Raw genomic sequence first — 23,123 nt, 5'->3', positions numbered from 1 at the left:
CTCGGCGGGAACGAAGACGGGTGTTTTACGACTGCCGCCCGAGCCGAACCACCCGCCCGACCCGCCGCGCGCAGGTGCCGCCGGGGAAATCAGCCGCCGCGGGGTCGCCGTGGGCCACGGCCAGCAGTCGGTGCCAGTGCGCGGCGCGGAACTGACTCGTCGGCCAGCCCTCACGCTCCCACACGCGACGGAACGCCTCACGCGCCAGCAGCGGCACCGCGCCGACGATCGCGGCGGAGTCGAGAATGACGAGGTCGCCGGCGCGCGGCAACTCGGCGCGGCCGAGGAGTTCAGCGGCGAGACGATCGATCAGGTCGAACGCTTCCGACGACTGCTCGGCGGCACGGGTCAGCGCGGCGGGGGCGGCGGGGTTGAAGGTTGTCAGCAGCGGCAGGAGTTCGGCGCGGACGCGGTTGCGGGTGAAGCGCGGGTCGGCGTTCGACGTGTCGGTGCGGAACGGCTGGCCGAGGTCGGCGAGGAACGCGAGCACGTCCACGCGGCCGACGGCGAGCAGAGGGCGGACGAGTTGTACCGTCCCGAGCGGCATCGCCGCCGCAATCCCGCGCAGGCCGCGCAGTCCGGTCCCTCGCACGAGCCGGTGCAGCACCGTTTCCGCCTGGTCGTCGGCCGTGTGGCCGGTCGCCACCCACGCGGCGCCGGTCGCCGCGGCCACCTCGGCGAGCCACCCGTAGCGGAGCCGCCGCGCCGCTGCTTCCAGGTTCCCACCCGCGGCCCGCACGTCGGCGCCGCCCAGCTCGAAGCGGCACCCCAGCCGCCCGGCCAGCTCGCGTACGAATGCGGCGTCGGCGTCCGCTTCCGCGCCGCGTAACCCGTGGTGGAAGTGAGCCACGATCAACGGCTCGACACCCTCCAGCGCCCGCAGCAGCGCCACGCTGTCGGCCCCGCCGGAGACGGCGACGACGCCCGGCCCGGTGATGCGGTGCTCGGCGAAGAAGGCCCGCACGGCGGCGGGCAGCGGCGCCCCCATTCCCCGCCCCCGGTACAATTCCCCGTGCCCCCGCGGCCACCCCCGTTATACCCTACCCGGCCCTGACTTCCGCTTGATTCGCCCCGGACCCGAGGCTATCCGTGCCCGCTGAACAGCAGCCCCAGGACGCGACACCGGTGCCTCCCGAGTCGATCCCGCTGGCCGTCCCGGTCCGCCCGGACCCGCGGCTGACGCGGGGCGTGCGGGTCGGCCTCGCGGCCGTCGCGGTCACGCTGGCGGTGGTGTTTGGGGTGGCGGCGTACCTGAACCCGTACGGCCCCGACGGGGCCGCCCGGACGATGGCGACGCACACCCAGCTCGGCCTCCCGCCGTGCAACATGGTGAGCCTGACCGGCAAGCCGTGCCCGACGTGCGGGATGACCACCAGTTTCGCCCTGCTCGTCCGGGGGGACGTGCGGGCGTCGCTGGCCGCGAACTGGGTCGGTACCGTAACCGCCCTGGGGTGGGCCGCGCTGCTCGTGTGGTCGGTGGCGAGCCTCTTCGCGGGCCGGATGCTGTTCGTCCGCCGCGGCGAGTTGGCCCTGACCTTGCTGGTCGCGGCATTCTTGGTGCTGGCGCTCGGGCGGTGGGCGGTGATCCTGCTGGACTGAGTCAAGGGGGGGTTCGCATGGACGCGACCGGGAAGTGGGCCAAGCGGAGCGTGTGGCTGACCCTGGCCGCGGTCATTGCCATCGGGTGCAACCCGATCACCCTGCCGTTCGTGCTGCTGCGGACCGAGGCCAAGATTCCGGCCCAGTACCCGCTGCGGCCGAAGGAAGGCCCGAAGCACGACAAGGACGAGGAGATCAAGGTCCTCCTCCTGGCGAACATGGCCCCCGGCTCGATGACCGGCGAGTTCGCCGGGTACGAGCGCGAGCTGGCCGCGGCCGTCGCCAAGAAGCTGCCGGAGGTCGGGAAGGCGAACAAGGAGCTCTACACCGTCATCCCGCCGCACGAGTTGGACACGTTCAAGATGCGCAACCCGAACTGGCGCGGGATGCGGGCCGGGTCGATCGGCCAGCGGCTGAAGGCCGACTACGTGGTCGAGATGACGCTCAGCGGCCTGCAGACGTACCAGCCGGGGTCGCTGAACCAGATTTACGAGGGGAAGGCGCAGGTGGCGGTGGAGGTGACGGACACGTCGGAGGAGCGCGGCGAGCCGAAGTTCCGCTACGCCTTCACGTTCTCGCACCCCGGCTTCCCGCGCCCCGCCGACTCCGTCTCGCCGTCGCAGTTCAAGCTCGAGTTCCTGGACAAGCTCGCCCAGGACGTGGTGTTCCGCCACATCGACCACAAGGCCGCCGACGGGATCGCCGCCCGCTGACAGAAGGCGTTGACGCTCGAAAGCCCGGGGGCAGCCGTCCCCGGGCTTTCGTCGTTCCTACACTTCCCGCATGTCGCTGTTGTGGGTGAACGGCACGCTCGTGGACAAGGCCGACGCCCGGGTCAGCCCGTTCGACCACGGGTTCCTCTACGGCGACGGCGTGTGGGAGCCGCTCCGCGTCTTCGGCGGCCGGCTGTTCCGCGGCGCCGATCACATCGACCGACTGTTCGCCGTCGCCGAGCACTACGAACTCGATGTTCCCTACACCGCGGCCGAGTTGCTCGCCGCGGTCGAAGCAACCGTGCGTGCGAACCACCGCACCGACGGCTACTGCCGCGTCATCGTCACCCGCGGCCCCGGCACGATCGGCCCCGACCCGCGAAAGCTCGACCCGCAGGTGTTCATCACCGCGGAAGAGTACTACCCCTTCCCGTCGGAGTTGGCCGGCCACGGGCTCCACGTCGTCACCTACCCGCACCCGGTGGCGGCCGCCGGGCCGCGGTTCTGGCTTCAGGCGCTCGGCCGACCGGACATCGTGTCCGCACGCCGCCACGCCCTCCGGGCGGGGTGTCTCGACGCCGTGATCTGTGGTCCCGGGGAGGGCGTGATCGGCACGACCGAGGGCGACCTGTTCTTCGCCCGCGGCGGCACAGTGTCGCCGGTCCCGCCGACGACGACAGTCGAAGCCCGGGCGGTCGCCGAACTGGCCCGCGACTTGGGACCGTGGAAGCTTGAGCCGCCCCCCACGCCGTCGGACCTCAACACCGCCGACGAGGTGTTCCTGGTCGGCACCGCGTGCGGCGTCATCGGCGTCGTCCGCATCGACGGGCACACCATCGGTAACGGCACGGAAGGACCGGTCACGCGCGCGGTGCGCGAGGCGTACCATGCCCTCACCCGCGGTGCGGATACAATGCCCGCGGAAGGAGGTGCCCCGTGATCGCCATCCGCCGAGTCCTCGCTCCGACCGACTTCAGCGACTCGTCCGTCCCCGCCGTCCGCTACGCCGCCGAGCTGGCCACGAAGTTCGGCGCCGAACTCACGCTCGTACACGTCGTGCAAGACCTGACACTCGTCGTCCCCGACGTGATGATGCCGACGCCCGTCACCACACCCGCACTCGCCGACATGGTCGAGGCCGGTAAGGCCGGGCTGGCCGCGTTCGTGAAGCGCGTCGGGCTAGAAGGATTGCGCCCGACGACCGAGGTGCGCATCGGCGCCCCCGCCGCGGAGATCGTGACCGCGGCCGAGGAGTTAAAGGCCGACCTGCTGTGCATCGGGACCCACGGCCGTACCGGTCTGGCGCACTTCCTCCTCGGCAGCGTCGCCGAGCGGATCGTGCGGCACGCCCCCTGCCCCGTCCTGACCGTCCGCCCGCCGGCGAAGTGAGCCATGACGCCCGAGTTGATCACAAAGCGCGACCGGCTCCTCGCCGTGCTTGGCGAGCTGCCGGGCGTCGCGGTCGCGTTCAGCGGCGGCATCGACAGCACCGTCGTGGCACAGGCGGCGCACCTTGCGCTCGGCGACAGGGCGGTCGCGGTCACGGCCGACAGCCCGAGCGTGCCGCGGGCCGAACTCGCCACCGCCCGTGAACTGGCGGCCCACATCGGCATCCGGCACGTCGTCGTCGCCACGGACGAGTTCGAGAACCCGGACTACCTGCGGAACGGCGGCGACCGCTGCTACCACTGCAAGAGCGAGCTCTACGCGCGGGTCGAAGACCTACTCCCACGGCTCGGCGTACCAGTGATCGTCAGCGGGGCGAACCTCGACGACAACGGCGACTACCGCCCGGGCCTCGCCGCCGCCGCGGAGCACGCCGTGCGACACCCGTTACAGGAAGCGGGGTTCACGAAGGCCGACGTGCGGGCGGTCGCGCGGCACTGGAACCTGCCGACGTGGGACAAGCCCGCCGCCCCGTGCCTGTCGAGCCGGCTGGCCCCGGGGTTGGCCGTCACGCCCGAGCGCACCCGCCGCGTGGAAGACGCCGAGGCGTACCTGCGTGGGCTGGGGTTGCGCGAGTGCCGCGTCCGCTACCACGAGGGCGAGCTGGCCCGCGTCGAGGTGCCGGCCCACGAGATCGCGCGGCTCGCCGACGCGGACATGCGTGCCGGGCTGACGCGCGAGTTCCGCCGGCTCGGGTTCACGTTCGTGACGCTCGACCTGGACGGCTTCCGCTCCGGGAGCCTGAACGAGCTGGTGCCGCTGGAACTGAAGGCCCGTTTCACCCCGACCGCGAACCCGACATGACACCGCTCCCCGCCGCCCGCGCGCTCGACCAGTTCTTCCTGGACGCCCGCAGCCGGGTGCTCGACCTCGCCGCGACACTCGACCGCGTCGGCCGAGGCGCCGACCCGGCCGCGGCCGCGGCCGACCCGCGGGCAAAGCTACTGCGGCAGGCGCTGGAGGTGCTGTTGAGCGACGCTCCGAACCGGGCGGAGAAGGTGCAGCAGGTGTTCTCGCTGGCCTACGACGCGAATTGGGAGCGGCCGACGCCGCGGTTCTGACCAGATGCGCAAAGGCGAGCGGCCCGCGTGAGCGGGCTGTTCCTCAGCCCATGTGGCGCTGAGGAACAGCCCGCTCACGCGGGCCGCTCGCCTGCGCTCTCGCTTACGGCCGCAGGGTGCCCGGTAGCGCGTTGGCGTCGAGCCGGTATTGGAGGCGGTCGCTGGTCAGCTCGGACTCGACCCGACCGATGCGGTCCTTTACCTGCACGCGGACGGCGCCGGTCATCGCCACCTCACCGGAACCGGCCTGGAACGACAGGCTCTCGCACGTCCCCTCGGCCCCAAACCCGACGAACCGCACGCGGCCCGTGGCCACGACCGACGACGGCCCCTGCCCCTTCTCGGGGCTCTTCACGTCCACCTTCTCGCAGACGACGCGCAACACCAGGTCGTCGCCGCTCTTGACCTCGAACATCGGCTCGCCCTCGCCGACCCGCAGCAGGATGCGGAACCGGTTGGCCACCGCAACGGCCTGCTGCTGCGGCGCCGGCGTCACGGCGGCCGGCGTCGGGCGCGGCGGGGCGGGTTCGACGGACGGCGTCGGCGGCACCGCGGTCGGCGGCAGGGCCGGCGTGGTGACGACGGCGGTCGTAGCGGGCGGCGCCGGGATCAGCGCGGCCGTCGGGGGCATCGGCTCGACTGCAGGAAGCGGGGCCGCCTTCGGCGTCATCGGCGGCAGCGCGGGCGTGACGTCCGGCAGCGTCGTCCCGGATGCAGGGATCACGATCGGAGTCGGCACCGACACCGGCCGGGGGGCCTCGACCTTTACCGGCGGCGCCACCGGCAGTTCGGGCAGCTTCGACGGCGCGGACGTGGGCAGTGGCAGCGGCAGCGCCGGCAGGTCCACCGTCACAGGGCTCGGCACGGTCGGCAACGGCAACACGGCCGGCGGCGGCGGCACGGCCGGCAGTGGCGCCGGCTTGGCCCCGGCGCTGGGCACCTTCGGGTCGGCGGTCGGGGTGTCGTTGCTGCGGTGCGGGGTGTCGGGGCGGCTGCACTGGCCCGCGACGGCGAGCCCGCCGAGCGACACGCCGAGGATGCCGGCCATGATCTTGTACCGGGAAATCGTCATCGCCTCGTCTCCTGGCGGGCGGGTCGGACGGGGGAACCCACGACGTTCCGGTGCCGCGGGGGCCGACCTGCCCGGGTCAACGCGGCGGGACGATAGCGGCACCTTCTTGCCGTGTCTGCGCCACTTGCCGGGGACTCAGGAGGCAGGAGACAGGAGACGGGAGACGCAGGTAAACGAGGAAAGCCCGGGGGGTGTACCCCGGGCTTTCCTGACTCCTGAATCCGGTCTCCCGTCCTCTACTTCTTCAGGTACGCGTCGTGGAACGCGACCGTGGCGTCGGCCAGGTCGCGGGCCGTCTTGGCGAGGTTGTCGGCCGAGCGGTAGTTGGTGCCGATCTCCAGTTGAATGGCGTCGATGCCGTAGCCGGTGTGGCTGCCGTAGTTGGCGACGGCAAACCCGCCGGTGTAGCCGGTCTCCTCCTTCGCCTTCTCCCCGGCGTCGGCCCGCGGCAGTACCTTGTTGCCGCCGCGCTCGAACCGGCCGAGGATGCTGTTCTTGCCGTTGACCGCGGCGAACCCGTGCCGCTGCCGCAACAGCACCACGGACTTGCCGTTCTGGGTGCCGCGGAGCAACGCGTCCGGGTACTTCCCCTGGCCGTGAACGTCGAGCAGGATGCCGTTGCCGTGCTTCTCCTTCACCGCCTTCAGGGCGGCGACCAGCGGCACGTGGTAGGCGTCGTAGTAGGCCTTCGCCTCCTTCACCTCGTAGGCCTGGTCGGCGGCGCGGTTGGCGTCCACGAACTTGCGGTCGTACTTGGCGATGACCACCCACGGCTTCTTGCCCAGCTGCCGCTCCACGTCGGCGGCGTAGGCCTTGGCCAGCTTGTCCGTGCCCACGTCGCGGACGGTGGCGAACTGCTTGACGCCGACGCCCATCCGCTCGGGCACGCCGGGAATCTTCTCGGTGCCGCCGTGCGCGGCGACGATGACGATCGGCAGCGTCCCGGTCTGCACCTCGACGAGTAACTTCGGGTCGGCCTTATCGTCGGCGGTGGAAGCGGCGGGGAGGGCCAGCGGGGCGGCGCACAGGAGCAGCGCGAGCCGGCGGCGGGCGGACAGCATGGAAACCCCGGGGTCGAGCGGCGGGCCGACGGCCGGGTTGTTCCGGCTCACGTCCCCGCGTCCGTACTGTACCCGTCCGGGTGTCCGCCGGGAAGCGCCCGGGTCAGTCCCGAACCGGTACCGTACCCAGGGGAACGGTTAGCCGGTCGAACAGGTGTGTGAGGTCGATCACCGGGACATGAGTAGCGCGGACGGCGGTCGACACCGCGGCAGCAGGAACGGTCGGGGCGGCGCCGGAGGCGGACGCCGTGGCGACGCCGACGAAAAGCACGAGGGAGAGACGGCGGGCCATAAGGGTTCCCCGGCCGGGTCGGCGCACTGGTCCCCCCTTGCGCCGCGTCCCGGAAGGCGGGGACAATAGCGTGCGGCGGGGCGAACGCAAGCGAAATGCCAAACGAATCACCGGCGTTCGGCCCACGACTGATTCGCCTGAAATTTCCCCGGGGGTTTCGGGGACCCCTCGAGTCGGCGGTAAGAAAGAGTGTTGCAGGAATCAACGCCCCGTGCCCTTCGTCTGCACGTCCAACTTTACCCGGCCGTCATCTTCGCTTCGCACTTTCACTTTCGCGCCGGGCAGCTCGACCTGCACGTCGTGGCGCTTCTCGGTCGGGGTGACGGAGCGGGTCGTCGGCGAGCCGGAGCCGGCGCCGCATCCGAGCAAGCCGCCAACGGTCAGGGAGCAGACGGACGCGAACACGATGACCCGGTTCATAGGGTTCCTCCACAGGGACAAAATCGACCGCTGCGAGCTTGCAACCCGGGTGCCGCTTCATCCGTGCTCATCGCGGTATAATCGGGGCATGAGCTTCGTGCCCGACCTGCCGACCCTTGTCCGCCGCGGCCAGACCTACGTCCGCCGCGGCGAGTACGAGAAGGCGGCCGACGTGTTCTCCGGGGCAATCGACCTCGACCCGACGGACCCCGAACTCCTGTTCCTCCGCGGTAACGCCCACGCCGCCGCCGGCGACCCGGCCGCGGCCGTTGCCGACTTCACGCGGGCCATCGACCTACGACCCGACTTCGCGGCCGCGTTCCACAACCGCGCCACCGCCCGCGCCGACGCCGGCGACCTGGCCGATGCCGTCGCCGACTACACCCGCGCTGCCGAGCTCGCCCCCGACGACCCCGACCCGCTCAACGGCCGCGGCGCGGCCCGCAGCCGACTCCGCGAGTACGAGGCGGCACTCGCGGACTTCGACGCCGCGCTGGCGCTCGCACCGCAGACCTTCCGGGCGCTGTTCAACCGGGGGAACGCCTTGTCGTCGCTCAGCCGCCACGCCGACGCGGTGGCCGACTACGACGCCGCACTGGCGCTGAACCCGCACCACGCCCGCGCGTACGTCTACCGCGCGCTGTCGCTAAACGACCTCGGCCGCGGCGACGAGGCGCTCGCGGACCTGGCGACGGCGCTGCGGCTGAACCCGACCGGCCCCGACGCCTACTGGCACCGCGGCCGGCTGTGGTCGGCTCGCGGCGAGCACCCCAAGGCGGTCAACGACTTCACGTGGGTACTCCGCCTCGACCCGCACAACGCGGCGGCGTTCAACCTCCGCGGCGTGGCCCACTCCGAGCTAGGCGACTACGCGGCGGCCGCGGCCGACTTCGGCGAGTCGGTGAAGCTCGACCCGGACGACGTGGCCCCGGTGTTCAACCGCGGGCTGTCGCGCGTCCGCCTCCGCGACACGGACGGCGCGCTCGCCGACTTCAACCGCGCCGCCGAGCTGGCCCCCGACGACCCGGCCGTTTTCGTGCAGCGCGGCTACCTCCACCACGAGCGCGGTGACCGCGACGCCGCGGAGGCCGACTTCACGACCGCGATCCGACTGACGCCCGATAGTCCGCGTGGGTACGTGGCCCGCGCCGTGGCGCGACGCCGGTCGGGCGACCTGACCGGCGCCCTCCTCGACGCCACCGCCGCGGTCGAGCGCGACGAGGTGGGCGTGGGACCGCTGAACCTGCGCGGCGCGGTCCGGGCGCAGCTCGGCGACCACTCGGGGGCACTGTCCGACCATCTGATGGCGAAGGAGCGGAACGCCGACGACCCGGCGACCCTGAACGTGTTGGCGTGGCTGCGCGCGACGTGCCCCGTCGATGGGTTGCGCGACGGCCCAGCGGCCGTGACGGACGCGACCCGGGCGTGCGAGCTGACCGGCTTCCGCGTGGCGAGCTACGTGGACACGCTGGCCGCGGCGCTGGCCGAAGCTGGCGACTTCGCCGAGGCGGTCCGTCGGCAGGAACAGGCGATGGAGTTGGCACCGTCGGAGCAACGGCCGGACTATGCGACTCGCCGTGACACCTACACCGCCGGCCGACCCCACCGCGACACCGAGGGCGAACCCGTCGCCGGGGCGTGACCGTGGCGGACCCCGGGGCGCTTCCTAGAATGGCCCCCGACCCGACCCCATCCACCGTCCCCCAGGGAAGCCCATGGCCACCCCCACCGCCGACATCGGCCTCGTCGGTCTCGCCGTCATGGGCGAGAACCTCGTGCTCAACATGGAGTCCCGCGGGTACACCGTCGCCGTGTACAACCGCACCGCCGCCAAGGTGGACGAGTTCGTCAACGGCCGCGGCAAGGGGAAGAAGTTCGTCGGCGGCAAGACGCCGCCGGAGTTCGTCGCCAGCATTAAGCGGCCGCGCAAGATCGTCATGCTGGTCAAGGCCGGTCAGGCCGTGGACGACACCATCGCCTCCGTCGCCCCGTTCCTGGAGAAGGGTGACATCCTCATCGACGGCGGCAACACCCACTTCCCCGACACCACCCGCCGCATGAAAGAGCTCGCCGCGAAGGGTATTCGCTACGTCGGCAGTGGCGTCAGCGGCGGCGAGGAGGGGGCGCTGAAGGGGCCGAGCATCATGCCCGGCGGCGACGAAACGGCGTGGCCCGAGATCAAGCCGATCTTCCAGGCCATCGCCGCCAAGGTGAAGGACACCGACGGCACCGAGGCGGCGTGCTGCGACTGGGTCGGGCCGGAGGGGTCGGGGCACTTCGTGAAGATGGTCCACAACGGCATCGAGTACGGCGACATGCAGATGATCTGCGAGAGCTACCAGCTCCTCCGCGACGTCGGCGGCCTGTCCAACGCCGAGGTCCAGCAGACGTTCACGAAGTGGAACAAGGGGGTGCTCGACAGCTACCTCGTCGAGATCACCGCCGAGATCTTCGGGTACAAGGACCCGGAGACGGGAAAGGACATGGTGGACCTGATTCTCGACAAGGCCGGCCAGAAGGGGACCGGGAAGTGGACGGTGGACGCGGCCACCGAGCACGGCGTGCCGCTGACGCTGATCGCCGAGGCCGTGTTCGCCCGCTGCCTGTCGGCGCAGAAGGACGAGCGCGTCGCCGCCGCCCCACTGCTGGCCGGGCCGAAGGTGGCGAAGGTGGCCGACAAGACGCAGTTCATCGCGGACGTGGAGATGGCGTTGTACGCGAGCAAGGTGGTGAGCTACGCCCAGGGATACGCGCTGATGGCGGCCCAGGCGAAAGCCAGCGGGTGGACGCTGAACAACGGCGGCATCGCCCTGATGTGGCGCGGCGGCTGCATCATCCGCAGCGCCTTCCTGGGCAAGATCAAGGAAGCGTTCGACAAGAACCCGAAGCTGGTGAATCTGCTGACCGACCCGTACTTCGCCGGCGAGCTGGGCCGCGCCCAGCACGGCTGGCGGCGGGCGATCGCGGCCGGCGTGACGGGCGGCATCCCGCTGCCGGCGCTGGGGAGCGCCCTGAGCTACTACGACGGCTACCGCACGGCGGCGCTGCCGGCGAACCTGCTGCAGGCGCAGCGCGACTACTTCGGGGCTCACACCTACGAGCGGACCGACAAGCCGCGCGGGCAGTTCTTCCACACGAACTGGACGGGCCGCGGCGGGAACACGACCAGCAACGCCTACAACGTGTGACCAACCCGCCGCTTGCGGCGTTGCCTCAGTGCAACGCCGCAAGCGGCGTTACTCCGCCACAAGTCGCCGTACCGTCTCCTTCAACTTCGTCAGGTTCTCCGCGAACGCTTCTTTCGCGTCCGGCCGGGCGTCGTCGCGCATCCCCGCGAACGTGGCGCGGATCACGCCCTTCTTGTCGACCACCGTCAGCCGCGTGCTGTGGTCGTACTCGTCGCCCTCCTTCGCCTCTTCTTTGCGGCCGACGGCGAGCTTGAAGCGGTCGCGCATCAGGGCGTGAACCGTCGCCTCCGGGCCGGTGAGGAACAGCCACCGCTCCGGGTCGGCCGCGTACTTCGCGGCGTACTTCGCCAGCTCGTCCGGGTTGTCGCGGCTCGGGTCCACCGTGAACGTCACGAAGCGCACGTCCGGCAGCTCGCGCAGGTCGGCTTGGAGTTCCTTCACGGTGCCGGTGACCGCGGGGCACGGCCCGAGGCAGCGCGTGAACACGAACGACGCCACCCACACCTTGCCGAGTAAGTCCTTGTCGGTGACTGTCCTCCCCGAGCGATCGGTGAGGCTGAACGCGCCGACCGGGAAGTCCAGGTCCGACGTGCCGCTCGAACGTGCGGACGAGGAACCGCGGGGGCCGCAGCCGGCGGCGACGAGCAGTAGCAAGACAAGAGTGGTTCGCATCCCGCTGTTTTAGCCGACGGCCGCGGGTTCACCCATCTTCACCGAATTCTCCCGGCCCCGTCTGCCGATACAACCCGCGTGATTCGCCCCGACGTGCGCGGAGGGACATCTATGGCCGGCGGATTCACCCGACGGGGCTGGCTCGAAGGCGCCGCGGCCGTAGGTGGCGTCCTCGCCGCATCCGCGACCACGGCCAACCCCCTCACCCGCGTCCAGGCCGCCCGTCACCCGGGCTGGGTCTTCGGCCGCATGACCGGCGCCGCCGCCCTCACCGAAGCGCTGCTCCTCGAAGGCACGGGCTGCGTGTACGGCATCCCCGGCGCCCAGGGGAACGAACTCTGGGACACGTTCAAGCAGAAGCACCTGCCGTACCTGCTGGTCACCCACGAGTTCAGCGCCGCGGTCATGGCCGACGCCTACGGCCGCACCACCGGCCGACCCGGTGTGATGTGCGTCGTCCCCGGTCCCGGCGTCACGAATTCGCTCACCGGCCTCGGTGAGGCGCTGCTCGACTCGTCGCCGGTGGTAGCGATCGTCGGCGACGTGGCGAACGGCGAGCACTTCAAGCCGTTCCAGGTCCACGCCCTGCCGAACGCCGACATCCTGCGGCCGGTCTGCAAGGCGGTTTACCCCGTCAGCACGGTCGAGCAGCTTCCCGCGCTCGTGCGGCAGGCGTTCGTCACGGCCGTGTGCGGCGAGCCCGGCCCGGTCGCAGTCGTGGTGCCGTACAACCTGCTGATCGAGGCGGCCGACTTCCGCTGCCCGCCGCCGGCCGTCCCCGCCCCGCCGTTCGACGACGCCGCGTTCGCCCGTGCCCACGCCATCCTGCGCGACCCGCGCCAGCGTGTGGGCATTTATGCCGGCGCCGGCTGCATGGACTACCCCGGCGAGCTGGCCGCGGTCGCCGAGCTGCTGCAAGCGCCCGTGGCGACGAGCGTGTCGGGCAAGGGGGTCATCAGCGAGGCGCACCCGCTCGCGGTCGGCTGGGGCTACGGGCCGCACGCCTCGGCCGTGGCGGAAGCGGCGTTCGAGGGCGAACGCGCCCACCCGCTGCGCACCGGCGTGACGACTGTGCTGGCCGTCGGCGTGAAGTACTCGGAGGTCTCGACCGGGTACTACGGCAACCCGCAGCCGCGGCACCTGATCCACGTCGACGCGAACCACTGCAACCTCGGCCGCGCCGTGCGCGCCGACGTGTGCGTCCACGCCGACGCCGGCATCTTCCTCGGCCGCCTGCTGGCTTGCGCCGATCAGCTCCGCCGCGCCCCGGACCAGCGCCTTACCGAGCGCATTCGCCGGCTGAAGGTGGACGCCGACCGCACGCTCTGTTCCGTGCCGGCGGCGCGGTGCGGCTCCGATCCGCTGGCCGTGGTCGCCGCCCTGCGCCGCGTGCTGCCCGAGGACGCGCTGCTGTTCACCGACGTGTCGGTGACCGAGCACCTGGCCGCGGAGTTCTACCGGGTGTGCCGGCCGCGGACGTACTTCAACCCGGTGGACAACCAGGCGATGGGCTGGAGCATCCCCGCGGCGATCGGCGCGGCGAAGGTGCACCACGGCCGCCGCGTCGCCACGCTCACCGGCGACGGCTGCATGCTGATGACCGCCGTCGAGATGAGTACCGCGGCCCGCGAGGGGCTCCCGGTCACGTTCGTGATCCTGGACGACCACGCCTACCACTACATGCAGATGCTCCAGATGCCGGCGTACCGCCGCACCACGGCGACGCAGCTGGCGGCGATCGACTACCGGGCGCTGGCCCAGGCGTTCGGGCTCGGCTACGTCGAAGTGCTGGCACAGGCCGAGCTCGAGCCGAAGCTACGGGCGGCGGTGTGCGAGCCGCGGCCGGTGCTGGTGCGCGTGGCCACCGACTACGGCGAGCGGAAGGTGCGCTGGGTGGAGGCCGTCCGCGATCGCTACACGAACGACCTGTCGGCGGCGCAGAAGGCCCGCTTCCTGACGCGCATCAGCGCCCGCACCCTGAACCTGCGGCCCGAACTGAACGACTGACGCGGCCGGCTACAATAAGTCTCGTCTCGCGGCGAATCACCCGGCGTCTCTCGCCCAACTCCACGCGACGAGGTTCCCGATGACGCGCACCCGGCTGGCCGGTCTCACGTTCTCGCTCGCTCTGCTGGTCACCAGTTCCGCCCGCGGCGACGACGCCGCCGACGCCCGCGCCCTGGTCGACAAGGCGATCAAGGCCCACGGCGGGGGCGCGAACCTCGCCAAGTTCAAGGGCGGCTCCGTCACGTTCAGCGGCACGTTCCACGGCATGGGGATGAAGGTGCCGATGACCGGCACGATCATGACCTACGCCGACGACAAGGTCAAAGCCGACATCGAGATCGAGGCCGGCGGCCAGAAGTTCCGCATCGTCAACGTCTTGGCCGGGGACAAGGGGTGGGCCAAGTTCGGCAACGACACGAAGGACATGAGCAAGGACGAGATCGCCCAGGGCCAACAGGAGCAGCACGCCGGCTACCTCGCGTCGCTCACCCCGCTCGTCGGCGCCGCCAAGGGCTACACCCTGGCCCCGGCCGGCGAGATGCTGGTGAACGACAAGGCGGCACTCGGCGTCAAGGTGTCGGCGAAGGGCCGTCGCGACGTGACGCTCTACTTCGACAAGACCACCGGCCTGCTCGTCCGACACGACCAGACGGTGAACGATGAGGGGAGCGGCCGCGAGGTGGCGCAGGAGACGTACCCGAGTAACTACAAGGACGTGAACGGGACGAAGCAGTCGTTCAAGTTCGTCGTGAAGCGCGACAGCAAGCTTTACCTGGAGGGCGAGGCGAGCGAGGTCACGCTCACCGAGACACTCGACGCCGGCCTGTTCGTGAAGCCGTAACCAAATGACGAAGCCCACCCGTTGCGACGGGTGGGGTTTCACGTACGAACCCTGTTCCGCTACCGCGCTCCGAGGTCGCCCCGCATCTGCTCCAGCGCGTGCCGGATCGCGTCGGCCTCGGTCGGCCCCGCTCCAGTGTAGCCGCGGACGCCCCCGTCCGGCAGCGGTACCCGCGCCTGGAACAGCGTCCGCCCGCCCTCGCGCGTTACCGTGTAGTCGCCGCGGTCCACGCGGTACCGCTTCAGCTCGGCGTACAGCGACTCGGCCCCGCTCGGCACGCTCGTCGCCGCGGCGGCCGATCCGCCCGTCGGCGTCAGCTGCGTGCCGCCGTGGCCGTCCATCTTCAGGCCGAAGCCGTCGTCCTTCGTCCGGTTCGTCAACGCCGCAGGGGTGCCGCCGGGGCCGGGCACGTAGGGGCCACCCTTCCAGCGCTCGGGGTCGTTCGTGTAGCCGGATCGGTCGTTGGGCCGCGCTACCGGTGCCCCCAGCAGCGGGTCGCCGCGGCGGTTACCCGCGGTGCCGCCCTTCTCGGGAAGCGGGATGTTCTGCCGCGGGATGCGCCCCGGGCCGGCCACGAGCGGGTCGGGCCGCGTGTCGCCGGACGCGGTGCTCCCGTCCTTGCTCTTGCAGCCGGGCGCGAGCGCCAGCGCCGCGGCAAGGACCGCGAGGCGGCGGGCGGCGGTGGGGGCTCGTGCGGTCATCTTGACCCGCCTCCGGGGGCGGCTACACCACAGGGGATCGACAGTCCTCCGGATGTATCGTTCACCGCGGGCGGTCCAGGGTCCAGGCGCGGCGGGCGGATTCGGCCGCGGGCGCGCGGCGGCCCCTCCGGCGGCGCCCGGCGGCGCGGGTTGTAGCGGTAGCGTTCCTCTTCCACAAGGCGGGTTCCATGGCGGGGCACCGGATCGCGGTCATCGGCGGCGACGGCATCGGGCCGGAGGTCATCGACCAGGCCATTCGCGCGGCCGAGGCTGCGGCGAAGAAGCACGACCGCGCCGAACTGAGCTGGAACAAGCTCCCCTGGTCCACCGCCTTCTACAAGCAGACCGGCCGGATGCTCCCCGCCGACGGGTGGGACACGCTGGCCGAGCACGACGCCATCCTGTTCGGCGCCGTCGGCGACCCGAGCGTGCCGGACAAGATCACCGTTCACGAACTGCTCCTGCCGATGCGGCGGAAGTTCGACCAGTACGTGAATCTGCGGCCGGCGTACCTGTTCGCCGGCGTGCCCTGCCCGCTCGTCGGCAAGAAGCCGGGCGCGATCGACATGCTGGTGTACCGCGAGAACACCGAGGGCGAGTACGCCCCTATCGGCGGCCAACTCTACCCGCAGACCGCCGACGAGGTGGCGATTCAGACCAGCGTGTTCACCCGCCGCGGCTGCGAGCGCATTTTGCGCGCGGCGTTCGACGCCGCCCGGAAGCGGCCCCGCAAGCTGCTCACGAGCATCACCAAATCGAACGCCCTGGTGTACGGCATGGGCCTGTGGGACCACGCCTTCGAGGCGGTGCGGAAGGACTACCCCGACGTGAAGTCGAACAGCCTGCTCGTCGACGCCTGCGCGATGGACTTCGTGCGCAAGCCCGAGGCGTTCGACGTGGTGGTGGCGAGCAACCTGTTCGGCGACATCCTGACGGACCTGAGCGCCGCCGTGACCGGCAGCATCGGCCTGGCCAGCTCGGCGAACGTGAACCCGACGAAGAAGTTCCCGAGCATGTTCGAGCCGGTCCACGGCAGCGCCCCGGACATCGCCGGCAAGGGGATCGCAAACCCGCTCGCGGCCGTGCTGAGCGCGGCACTGATGCTCGACCACCTGACCCTCGCCTCGAGTGCGGACGCCGTCCGCGCCGCGGTGGCGACGGTGCTGGCCGCCGGGGCCGTGAAGACGCCCGACCTGGGCGGCACCGCCACGACGACGCAGATGGGCGACGCCGTCGTCGCCGCGATCGGCTGATCCGACTCCGTACCCGAGGACTGCTCATGCGTTTCCGCTTCTTCGCCGCCCTGGTCGCGGTCGCCGCCCCGCTGGCGGCCCACGCCCAGGACGCCGCCCAGAACCCGTACAAGAACGCCAAGGTCGGCGACTACGCCAGCTACGCCTCGACCACGAAGTTCGGCGCGATCGACATCCAGGGGACGATCACGAACACGGTGAAGGCCGTGTCCGACAAGGAGGTCACGCTCGAGATCACCGGCAAGATGAACGGCATGGACATCCCCAAGCAGACGCAGAAGATCGACCTGACGAAGGCGTTCGACCCGACGGCCCTGGCCGGCGGCGGGGCGAAGGGCGACGCCAAGATCGAGAAGTCCGGGGAGGGGACGGAGAAGGTCACCGTCGGCGGCAAGAGCTACGACGCGAAGTGGGTGAAGATGAAGGTGACGACGAAGACCCCGGCCGGCGAGGTGACGATGGACATGAAGACGTGGGTCGGCAACGACGTGCCGCTGGGCCTCGCCAAGATGGAGATGTCGAGCCAGGTCGCCGGCATGGCGATGACGATGAAGATGGAGCTGACGGAGACGGGGAACAAGAAGTAAAGCCGTGGCGAGCGGCCCGCGTCAGCGGGCTGTTCCGGAGGGCGGGAGCGCTCCGGAACAGCCCGCTGACGCGGGCCGCTCGCCCGACTACGACGCAAACACGTCCAGCGGCGGGAACCCCTCGCCGAGAATCGCCTTGCTGTCGACGCCGAGCCAGCGGTCGAGTACGGCCGCGTACACCTGGCGGAAGTCGGTCGCGTGCGGCAGGTTTCCGTCCTGCAAATTCACAATTCGAGGGTGGTCGCCGACCACGCCGCCCTTCACCCTGCCGCCGACCAGGAACACCGGGGCGCCGGCCCCGTGGTCGGTCCCCTTGCTGCCGTTCTCGTGCGCCCGCCGGCCGAACTCGCTGAACGTTAGCACGCACACTCGCTCGCGCTGCCCGCGCTCGGACAGGTCGCGGTAGAACGACGACACGCCGTCCGCGAACTGCTTCAACAGTGCCGAATGCGCCCCGACCGCGCCCCCCTGCCCGGCGTGCGTGTCGAACCCGTCCAGCGACACGTAGAAGATGCGGGCGCCGACGCCCGCGTCGATGAGTTGCGCGGCGAGCTTCAGCCGGTTGGCGAACGGCGTGTCGGGGTACGGCACCTTCGGCTGGTACTCCCGGCCGACCGCGGCGAGGCGGTCGCTGCTGCTGTACGTGTTCAGCTGCGTCCGCGCCACAAAGTCGAGCAGGCCCGGGGTACGGGCGTCCGGCGCGGGTTGCGCGGCGCCGGTCATCACGCCGCGCTGGGCGGCGGTGTCGGCACCCCCGGAGGCGGTCAGCCGCAGGCGGAAGTCGTCGAGCGACGCCACCGACGGCACCCGCACAGGCGCCCCGGCGAGAGCCAGCGGTGCGGCCTCGTTCGGAGCCGTCAGGTGGAACGCGGGCAGTGATTTCGCCTTGAGTGCCTTGCCGACCCAGCCCTCGGTGAGCGTCTCGGCGGTGCTGGCGGCGTGCCACACGTCCATCGACCGGAAGTGCGACTGGCTCGGGTTCGGGTAGCCGACGCCCTGCACGACCGAGACGACGCCGCGGTCGTTGAAGAGCCGGGCCAGCATGTCCAGACCGGGGTGCAAGCCCAGGTCGTTGCCGATCGGCTTGAGCTGGTCGCGCGGCACGGCGATGGTCGGCCGGAGGCGGTAGTAGTCGGCGTTGCGGTACGGCACGACGGAGTTGAGCCCGTCGTTGCCACCGGTGAGCTGGACCACGACCAGGACGGTGTCGCGGCTGCCCGCGGTACCGGTCGGCGGCGCGGCCACCGCCGAGCGGCCGACGAAGCCGGGGACGGAGGCGCCGAACCCGAGCAGCGTCGAGCGGCGGAGAAACTCGCGGCGGTCGGTCATGGCGGGGCTCCGATTCAAGACAGGACGGCCACAAAAAGGCACGAAAAGACACAAAAAGTAAGACCGAACCTAGATTCAACCCGTTCTTCGTCTTTGTTCTCTTTTTGTGTCTTTTCGTGCCTTTTTGTGGCGGTCCTGTCTTCGTCTTCAATCCAGTTGGAACTCGGGAAGCGTCAGTACCAGGTGCGTGACGGCGCGTGAGCGGTGGCCGGCGGCGTCGGCGGCGGACCAGTAGCCGGGGTGACGCACTCCCTTCGCCTGCTCCAGGTAGCCGAGCAACCGCTCGCGCGAACCTGCCGGCACGTCGCCCTGGAGGAACACGCCGAGGAGGAAATCGACAACTTCGACGTCGGTCGTCTTACCGTGGCGGGCGAGGAACGCGGCGGGGTCGCTGCGACGACCGAAGCGCGAATCCTCCGCGCTGGTGAGGGCGAGCGCCAGGTTGTTGCGGGCGAGCAGCGTCTGGGCGTTCAGCCAGGCGGGGCCGCCGTCCCAGCCCTTCACCGACGGCGGCGCGAACGGCACCTGCCCGAGCCCCGGCAGCGCCTCGGCCAGCGGCAAGGTGCCGACCGTCGCTTCGAGCCCGCGGACGATGCCGAGCGCGAACTCGACCGGCGGCTTGATCCGCTGCCGATACGCTGCCGCGCTGAAGAATAGCTTCGACCGCAGAATCGTCGCCACCACGCGGCCGGTGTCGTACCCGCTGTCGCGGAACTGCGTCGCGAGTGCGTCTAGCACCTCGGCGGCCGGCGGCTCGGCCTCGCTCACGAACGCGCGGTACAGCTTCCGCACCACGAAGCGGGCGCACGCCGGGTGGTCGAGGCACATGCGGGCGATGTCGTCGCCGCGGAACGCGCCGGTGCGGCCGAACACCGTCTTCGGCGTCGGGTCGTGCTCGCGGGGGGTGAACACGCCGGTGCCGCCGGTCACCTTGTAGCCGGTGAACGCCCGCGCCGCCTCGCGGATGTCGGTCTCCGTGTAATTCCCGATGCCGAGGCTGAACAGTTCCATCAGTTCGCGGGCGTAGTTCTCGTTCGGCCGGCCGCGGACGCTCTCGGTAATGTCGAGCCAGACCATCATGGCCGGGTCGATGCCCATCTCGATGAGCAGGTCGCGGAAGCTGCCCAGCGCGTGGCGGTGAATCAAGCGGTACTGTCCGAGCATGAACCGGGCGTTGCCGACCTTGGCGTGGCTCGTGGCGAAGTGGTTGTGCCAGAAGAGTGACAACTTCTCGCGGAGCGGGTGCGCCGTCTTCAGCATCCGGTCGAGCCACCACGCCGTCAGCCGGGGCAGCGGGGCGCCGGCGGGCAAGCTCCGCTCGCTCGCCATGAAGTCGGACGTGCGTGCTAAGTCGTCCGACTCCGGGCGGCCGGTGAGGACGCGCCGCATCGTCGCCTCAAACCCGTCGCGGACAGCCGCGTCGAGCTCGGCGTGTGTGGGGCCGAAACCGGTACGGCGGAGGAGGTGACCGGCCTTGCGGCGGTCCCACGGGTCGGCGGCGGTGGGGAGGTAGGGGTCGAGCATGGCGTTTACTTCGGCTCCCAGATCACGTCCGCCCGGTACACGTCGCGGCCGATGTCGAGTTCGGCGCGGGCGGTGCCGAGGCCGCGCACCCACGCCGTCAGCGCGTCCACCTGCTTCCGCGCGTCCGCGAGGCCGACGCCGTTCCGCAGCACCGCGTCGGTGATGAACGGCTCCGGCACCGCCGCGAGGGCGTCGGCCGCGCCGGCGGCGTAACCCTTGCCGCGCCACACGGCCGCGCCACCCGGGAGCGTCGCGGTCCGCTTCACTTCGGGAATTAACGCCTTGCACACGTCCACGGTACTGGCCACGACGAGGCTGTCACCGACGACCGCGAAGCACGGCTCGAAGTTGAACCTCAGCCCGTCCGGGTCGCCGTCCAGCGCCTTGTTCTCGGGGAACCGCCAGCCGACGATCTTCACGCCGTCGTGCGTCGTCTCTGTCATCTTGAGACCGAGCTGAAGGCTGGCGACGAGCCCGGCCGCGCGGATGGTCGCGGGGACTCCCGTGAGGAACCTCGGGTCGCGGGCCGAGGCGACGTAGCCGAACCCCGGCAGCGCCTGTCCGGGGGTCGTCTTGTACGGCTGTGTCGGCCGGTTCACGACGACGAGCCGGTGGTGCGGCCCCCACGCCTCCAGGAGTTCGCCGAACTTGGCCGAGCCCGGCAGCAACTTCGACAGGTCGGCGTTCGCCTTGTCGAGTTGCCCGACCATCTCGGCGGTGAACAGGTCGCCGCGCTTGGCCCAGGCGTGGCCGAAGTCGAGGTAGAAGCTCTGGCTGTACACCACGCCCGGCGGCTCGAGCAGCGGCAGCGAGCCGGGGCCGCCGGCGGCCGGCGTGTGGAGGGCGTACCCGTCGGGGAAGCCGCCGCGACCACCCGGCAGCCGCACCGCGAAGCGCAGCCCACGCCCCTCGCGGTGGAGCCCGGCGGCGACGAAGTCGGACTGCCGCAGCGACGCCATCGTGCCACCCAAGACCATCTGGAAGAGGAAGTCGTTGCGGGTGCTGTCGAGAAAGTCGCGAGTGGCCTGCGCAGAGCGGACGGCGGCGAAATCGACCCACACCCACGCCAGCGGGTCGGCCGGCAGCGCCCCCCGAGCCGCGGCCACGCTCGGCTTCACGGCGAGCGACCCGGCCCTGTCCGTAGGCTGCGCGAGCGCCGAAGCCAGCACCTCGGCGCGATTGGAGATCAGCAGCGCGGCCCCGACGCGGGCGGCGAAAAAATCCTTCCCGAGCCGGGCGGTGTCGACCCCGGCCTGCGTGCCGCGGCCGACCTTCTCCTTCGACCCCTGCCGGGCCAGTTCGTCGTCCAGAGCCCGGATCAACAGGTCGAACCCCTTCCGGACCGCGACCTCTTCCGTCCCCTGTACGACGAGCAGCGCCGGTTGATTCCCCTCGCCGAGTGTGCCGGCCACGACCGCCCCACCACCGGCGAGTTGGTCGAGTAGTTCGGGCCACTTCGCCCCGAGCTCACGTTCGACGAAGCCGAGTAGTTGCAACCCGCGGCGGACGACCGGGCCGTCGAGAACGTCGCGAACGGGGCCGAGCGTCGGAGCGGCCCTCACGGCATCGAGGCCGGTGACAACCTCGGCCAAGGCCCGGGGGCGTTCGACCTTCAAGAAGAAACCCGCCTTCGCGGAAACGAAGCGGAGCGGGTCGGGGGTGTCGGCGCGGGCGGCCGGCGCGAGTGCGAGTAACGCAACGAGAGCGGCCGAGCGGATCATGGGGCGGTCCGGGAAAGGGAGGCGCGTCAGGAGTTACCCCAGGGGGTCTGCGGCGGGTTTCACCAAATCCGTCCCGGAGGCGGAACCCGACGGACCGTCTGGGGTTCCAACGGGTATCACGTCCGTAGACACGGGCCGCATCGTCAGGAGACACGACCATGTTCGCGCGAGTTACGGTGGCCGGGGGGGCGACTCTGGCGGCGGTTCTGCTGATCGGTTCCGACCCACTCGACGCCCAGGACAAGGCGAAGACGAAGGCCACGGCCAAGACCAAGGCGACCGTGAAGGCGACGGCCAAGGCCAAGGCCAAGTTCGAGCCGCTGAACACCGGCGCCTTGTTCAATAAGCTCGACGCCAACAAGGACCTGTTCCTCGACGGCGAGGAGTTCGGCCGCATCCTGTCGGTCGAGCCGGCGCCGAGGGGCAAGAAGGGGAAGGAGGCCGAGGCGCCGGACCTGCCGTTCGTGTTCAAGAGCCTGGACGCCGACGGCAACAAGAAACTGTCGCCGGACGAGTTCAAGGGCGTGGTCGGGGCCGTCTACCCGAACGGCAAGCGGTAGTCACGCCGGCTCGTTCGCCAGCTCGCGCATCGCCCCCTTGATGTCCGCGAGTTGCGGCACGCTGTTCGACTCGTACACCGTGTTCATCCCGATGCCTGGCAGGTGCTTCCCCATGAGGCACCGCGGCCGCACCGCCAGGTCGTAGAAGTGCTCGTCGACGACGCGACGAAGCAGGTGCTCGCCGAAGTTCGTCACCTCGGTGTCTTCGTTGACAATCAGCAAGCGGCCCGTCTTCAGGACGCTCGCCGAGAGCAGCGGCCAGTCGTACGGGAAGATGCTCCGCAGGTCGATCACGTCGAAGCCGTGGCCGGCCTCGAGGGCCAGCTCGTCGGCCGCCTGCGCGCACAGCGGCAGCGGCCGGCCGTAGCTCACCACTGTACCGGCGCTGCCCTCGCGGATCAGATCGGCCTGGCCGATGGGGACGACGTACTCCCGAAGGGCCGGCCACTGCGGCTTCCACGCCGAACGGTCGCCGATCGGCGCGTCGATCATCCGCGCCAACTCCTCCGCGTCGGCCGGCTCGCCGGGGAGGAGTTTGTCGCCCTTCACCCGCAGCAGCGCCTTCGGCAGCAGCACCAGCACGGGGTTCGGGTCGAGAATGGCGGCGGTGACGAGGCCGTAGGCGTCGAGCGGGTTGGACGGCATGACCACCTTCCACCCGCCGAGCCGGCTGGCCCAGCTCTCGAAGCTGTGCGAGTGGTACAGGCTGCCGCGGATGCCGGCCCCGTTGGGCGTCATCACGACGATGGGCATGTCGTACCCGCCGGCGCCGGCCCAGCGCTGGTTACCGGCGATCTTGAACACGTCGATGGCGTTGAAGGCGTAGTCGGCGAACTGAATCTCGCACACCGGCCGACCGCCGGCGTAGGCGATGCCCATCGCCGTACCAAGGATGCCGCGCTCGTCGAGCGGCGAGTTCCAGGCGGTCTTCAGCCCCTGCGTGGCGGTGAAGACGCCGCCGAGCGGCGGCCCCACGTCCTCGCCGAAGATGTCGGTGACGCCGAGGTGCGTCTCGCCGTAGTGGAGGGCCATCCGGACGGCCTGGACGAGCGTCGCCATGTGCGGCCCACGGGGAG

At 70.8% G+C, this 23,123-nt stretch carries 23 protein-coding genes; 13 read left to right on the top strand and 10 right to left on the bottom strand.

Translation table 11 applies throughout. The features are described 5' to 3' along the window. Nucleotides 1-25 precede the first annotated feature (25 nt). Nucleotides 26-988, bottom strand: coding sequence for a tRNA lysidine(34) synthetase TilS (gene tilS / locus ETAA1_RS10260; RefSeq protein WP_145237219.1), 963 nt, complete (start codon nt 986-988; stop codon nt 26-28). A 101-nt stretch (nt 989-1,089) separates the two neighbouring features. Here tilS and ETAA1_RS31795 point away from each other — a divergent pair, with 101 nt between their 5' ends. The 6 genes from ETAA1_RS31795 (at nt 1,090) to ETAA1_RS10230 (ending at nt 4,819) form a co-directional block, all read left to right on the top strand. Beyond that, nucleotides 1,090-1,599 (top strand): DUF2752 domain-containing protein, encoded by a 510-nt coding sequence (locus ETAA1_RS31795; protein ID WP_202920811.1) that lies wholly within the window; start codon nt 1,090-1,092, stop codon nt 1,597-1,599. 17 nt (nt 1,600-1,616) lie between these two features. Next, nucleotides 1,617-2,312, top strand: a complete 696-nt coding sequence (locus ETAA1_RS10250; RefSeq protein WP_145237216.1) for a hypothetical protein — start codon at nt 1,617-1,619, stop codon at nt 2,310-2,312. 70 nt (nt 2,313-2,382) lie between these two features. Then, nucleotides 2,383-3,252, top strand: a complete 870-nt coding sequence (locus tag ETAA1_RS10245; RefSeq protein WP_145237213.1) for an aminotransferase class IV — start codon at nt 2,383-2,385, stop codon at nt 3,250-3,252. Further along, the gene (locus tag ETAA1_RS10240) at nt 3,249-3,701 is read left to right on the top strand and encodes a universal stress protein (RefSeq protein WP_145237210.1); all 453 of its coding nucleotides are present in this window, start codon (nt 3,249-3,251) and stop codon (nt 3,699-3,701) included. The genes ETAA1_RS10245 and ETAA1_RS10240 overlap by 4 nt, the downstream gene beginning before the upstream one ends. A 3-nt stretch (nt 3,702-3,704) precedes the next feature. Next, a complete protein-coding gene (gene larE / locus ETAA1_RS10235) occupies nt 3,705-4,562 on the top strand; it encodes an ATP-dependent sacrificial sulfur transferase LarE (protein ID WP_145237207.1) in 858 nt (285 codons plus the stop codon). Beyond that, nucleotides 4,559-4,819, top strand: coding sequence for a hypothetical protein (locus tag ETAA1_RS10230; protein ID WP_145237204.1), 261 nt, complete (start codon nt 4,559-4,561; stop codon nt 4,817-4,819). Before larE ends, ETAA1_RS10230 begins: the two co-directional genes overlap by 4 nt. A 103-nt stretch (nt 4,820-4,922) precedes the next feature. Here ETAA1_RS10230 and ETAA1_RS31790 read toward each other — a convergent pair whose 3' ends face one another. From ETAA1_RS31790 to ETAA1_RS10215, 3 genes are all read right to left on the bottom strand, one after another. Continuing rightward, a complete protein-coding gene (locus tag ETAA1_RS31790) occupies nt 4,923-5,891 on the bottom strand; it encodes a hypothetical protein (RefSeq protein ID WP_202920810.1) in 969 nt (322 codons plus the stop codon). A 236-nt stretch (nt 5,892-6,127) separates the two neighbouring features. Further along, on the bottom strand, nt 6,128-7,003 hold the full coding sequence (locus ETAA1_RS10220) for an N-formylglutamate amidohydrolase (protein WP_145237201.1): 876 nt from the start codon (nt 7,001-7,003) through the stop codon (nt 6,128-6,130). A 442-nt stretch (nt 7,004-7,445) separates the two neighbouring features. Then, on the bottom strand, nt 7,446-7,664 hold the full coding sequence (locus ETAA1_RS10215; RefSeq protein WP_145237198.1) for a hypothetical protein: 219 nt from the start codon (nt 7,662-7,664) through the stop codon (nt 7,446-7,448). An 88-nt stretch (nt 7,665-7,752) separates the two neighbouring features. Here ETAA1_RS10215 and ETAA1_RS10210 point away from each other — a divergent pair, with 88 nt between their 5' ends. Both ETAA1_RS10210 and gnd read left to right on the top strand, forming a co-directional pair. Then, entirely contained in the window at nt 7,753-9,306 is a 1,554-nt protein-coding gene (locus ETAA1_RS10210) for a tetratricopeptide repeat protein (protein ID WP_202920809.1), read from the top strand. 73 nt (nt 9,307-9,379) lie between these two features. Beyond that, nucleotides 9,380-10,852 (top strand): decarboxylating NADP(+)-dependent phosphogluconate dehydrogenase, encoded by a 1,473-nt coding sequence (gnd, locus tag ETAA1_RS10205; protein ID WP_145237193.1) that lies wholly within the window; start codon nt 9,380-9,382, stop codon nt 10,850-10,852. A 48-nt stretch (nt 10,853-10,900) separates the two neighbouring features. On the opposite strand, the gene ETAA1_RS10200 is transcribed toward gnd, so the two are convergent. Then, complete coding sequence (locus ETAA1_RS10200) at nt 10,901-11,524, bottom strand: SCO family protein (protein WP_145237190.1); 624 nt, start codon at nt 11,522-11,524, stop codon at nt 10,901-10,903. Nucleotides 11,525-11,635: 111 nt separating this feature from the next. Between ETAA1_RS10200 and ETAA1_RS10195 the strand changes: the two genes are divergently transcribed. Beyond that, a complete protein-coding gene (locus tag ETAA1_RS10195) occupies nt 11,636-13,531 on the top strand; it encodes a thiamine pyrophosphate-binding protein (RefSeq protein ID WP_145237187.1) in 1,896 nt (631 codons plus the stop codon). Nucleotides 13,532-13,610: 79 nt separating this feature from the next. Beyond that, nucleotides 13,611-14,372 (top strand): hypothetical protein, encoded by a 762-nt coding sequence (locus ETAA1_RS10190; RefSeq protein WP_145237184.1) that lies wholly within the window; start codon nt 13,611-13,613, stop codon nt 14,370-14,372. A gap of 59 nt (nt 14,373-14,431) precedes the next feature. Here ETAA1_RS10190 and ETAA1_RS10185 read toward each other — a convergent pair whose 3' ends face one another. Beyond that, complete coding sequence (locus tag ETAA1_RS10185; RefSeq protein WP_145237182.1) at nt 14,432-15,073, bottom strand: hypothetical protein; 642 nt, start codon at nt 15,071-15,073, stop codon at nt 14,432-14,434. A gap of 188 nt (nt 15,074-15,261) precedes the next feature. Here ETAA1_RS10185 and ETAA1_RS10180 point away from each other — a divergent pair, with 188 nt between their 5' ends. Together ETAA1_RS10180 and ETAA1_RS10175 are read left to right on the top strand one after the other, a co-directional pair. Further along, nucleotides 15,262-16,326 carry a 3-isopropylmalate dehydrogenase gene (locus ETAA1_RS10180; RefSeq protein WP_145237179.1) on the top strand — a complete coding sequence of 355 codons (1,065 nt, stop codon included), beginning with the start codon at nt 15,262-15,264 and terminating at the stop codon, nt 16,324-16,326. A gap of 26 nt (nt 16,327-16,352) precedes the next feature. Further along, the gene (locus tag ETAA1_RS10175) at nt 16,353-16,913 is read left to right on the top strand and encodes a hypothetical protein (RefSeq protein WP_145237176.1); all 561 of its coding nucleotides are present in this window, start codon (nt 16,353-16,355) and stop codon (nt 16,911-16,913) included. Between the two features lie 87 nt (nt 16,914-17,000). Here ETAA1_RS10175 and ETAA1_RS10170 read toward each other — a convergent pair whose 3' ends face one another. The 3 genes from ETAA1_RS10170 to ETAA1_RS10160 form a co-directional block, all read right to left on the bottom strand. After that, nucleotides 17,001-18,242 carry a DUF1501 domain-containing protein gene (locus tag ETAA1_RS10170; protein WP_145237173.1) on the bottom strand — a complete coding sequence of 414 codons (1,242 nt, stop codon included), beginning with the start codon at nt 18,240-18,242 and terminating at the stop codon, nt 17,001-17,003. Nucleotides 18,243-18,389: 147 nt separating this feature from the next. Beyond that, nucleotides 18,390-19,766, bottom strand: a complete 1,377-nt coding sequence (locus tag ETAA1_RS10165; protein WP_145237170.1) for a DUF1800 domain-containing protein — start codon at nt 19,764-19,766, stop codon at nt 18,390-18,392. A 5-nt stretch (nt 19,767-19,771) separates the two neighbouring features. Further along, nucleotides 19,772-21,487 (bottom strand): hypothetical protein, encoded by a 1,716-nt coding sequence (locus tag ETAA1_RS10160; protein ID WP_145237167.1) that lies wholly within the window; start codon nt 21,485-21,487, stop codon nt 19,772-19,774. 158 nt (nt 21,488-21,645) lie between these two features. Here ETAA1_RS10160 and ETAA1_RS10155 point away from each other — a divergent pair, with 158 nt between their 5' ends. Beyond that, on the top strand, nt 21,646-22,047 hold the full coding sequence (locus ETAA1_RS10155) for an EF-hand domain-containing protein (protein ID WP_145237164.1): 402 nt from the start codon (nt 21,646-21,648) through the stop codon (nt 22,045-22,047). Here ETAA1_RS10155 and ETAA1_RS10150 read toward each other — a convergent pair whose 3' ends face one another. Then, a complete protein-coding gene (locus ETAA1_RS10150) occupies nt 22,048-23,106 on the bottom strand; it encodes an alpha-ketoacid dehydrogenase subunit beta (protein ID WP_145237161.1) in 1,059 nt (352 codons plus the stop codon). It abuts the gene before it with no gap. Nucleotides 23,107-23,123: the final 17 nt, after the last annotated feature.

The organism is Urbifossiella limnaea (assembly GCF_007747215.1).
Taxonomy (GTDB): Bacteria; Planctomycetota; Planctomycetia; order Gemmatales; family Gemmataceae; genus Urbifossiella; species Urbifossiella limnaea.
This window is presented reverse-complemented; position numbering and strand designations above follow the sequence as displayed.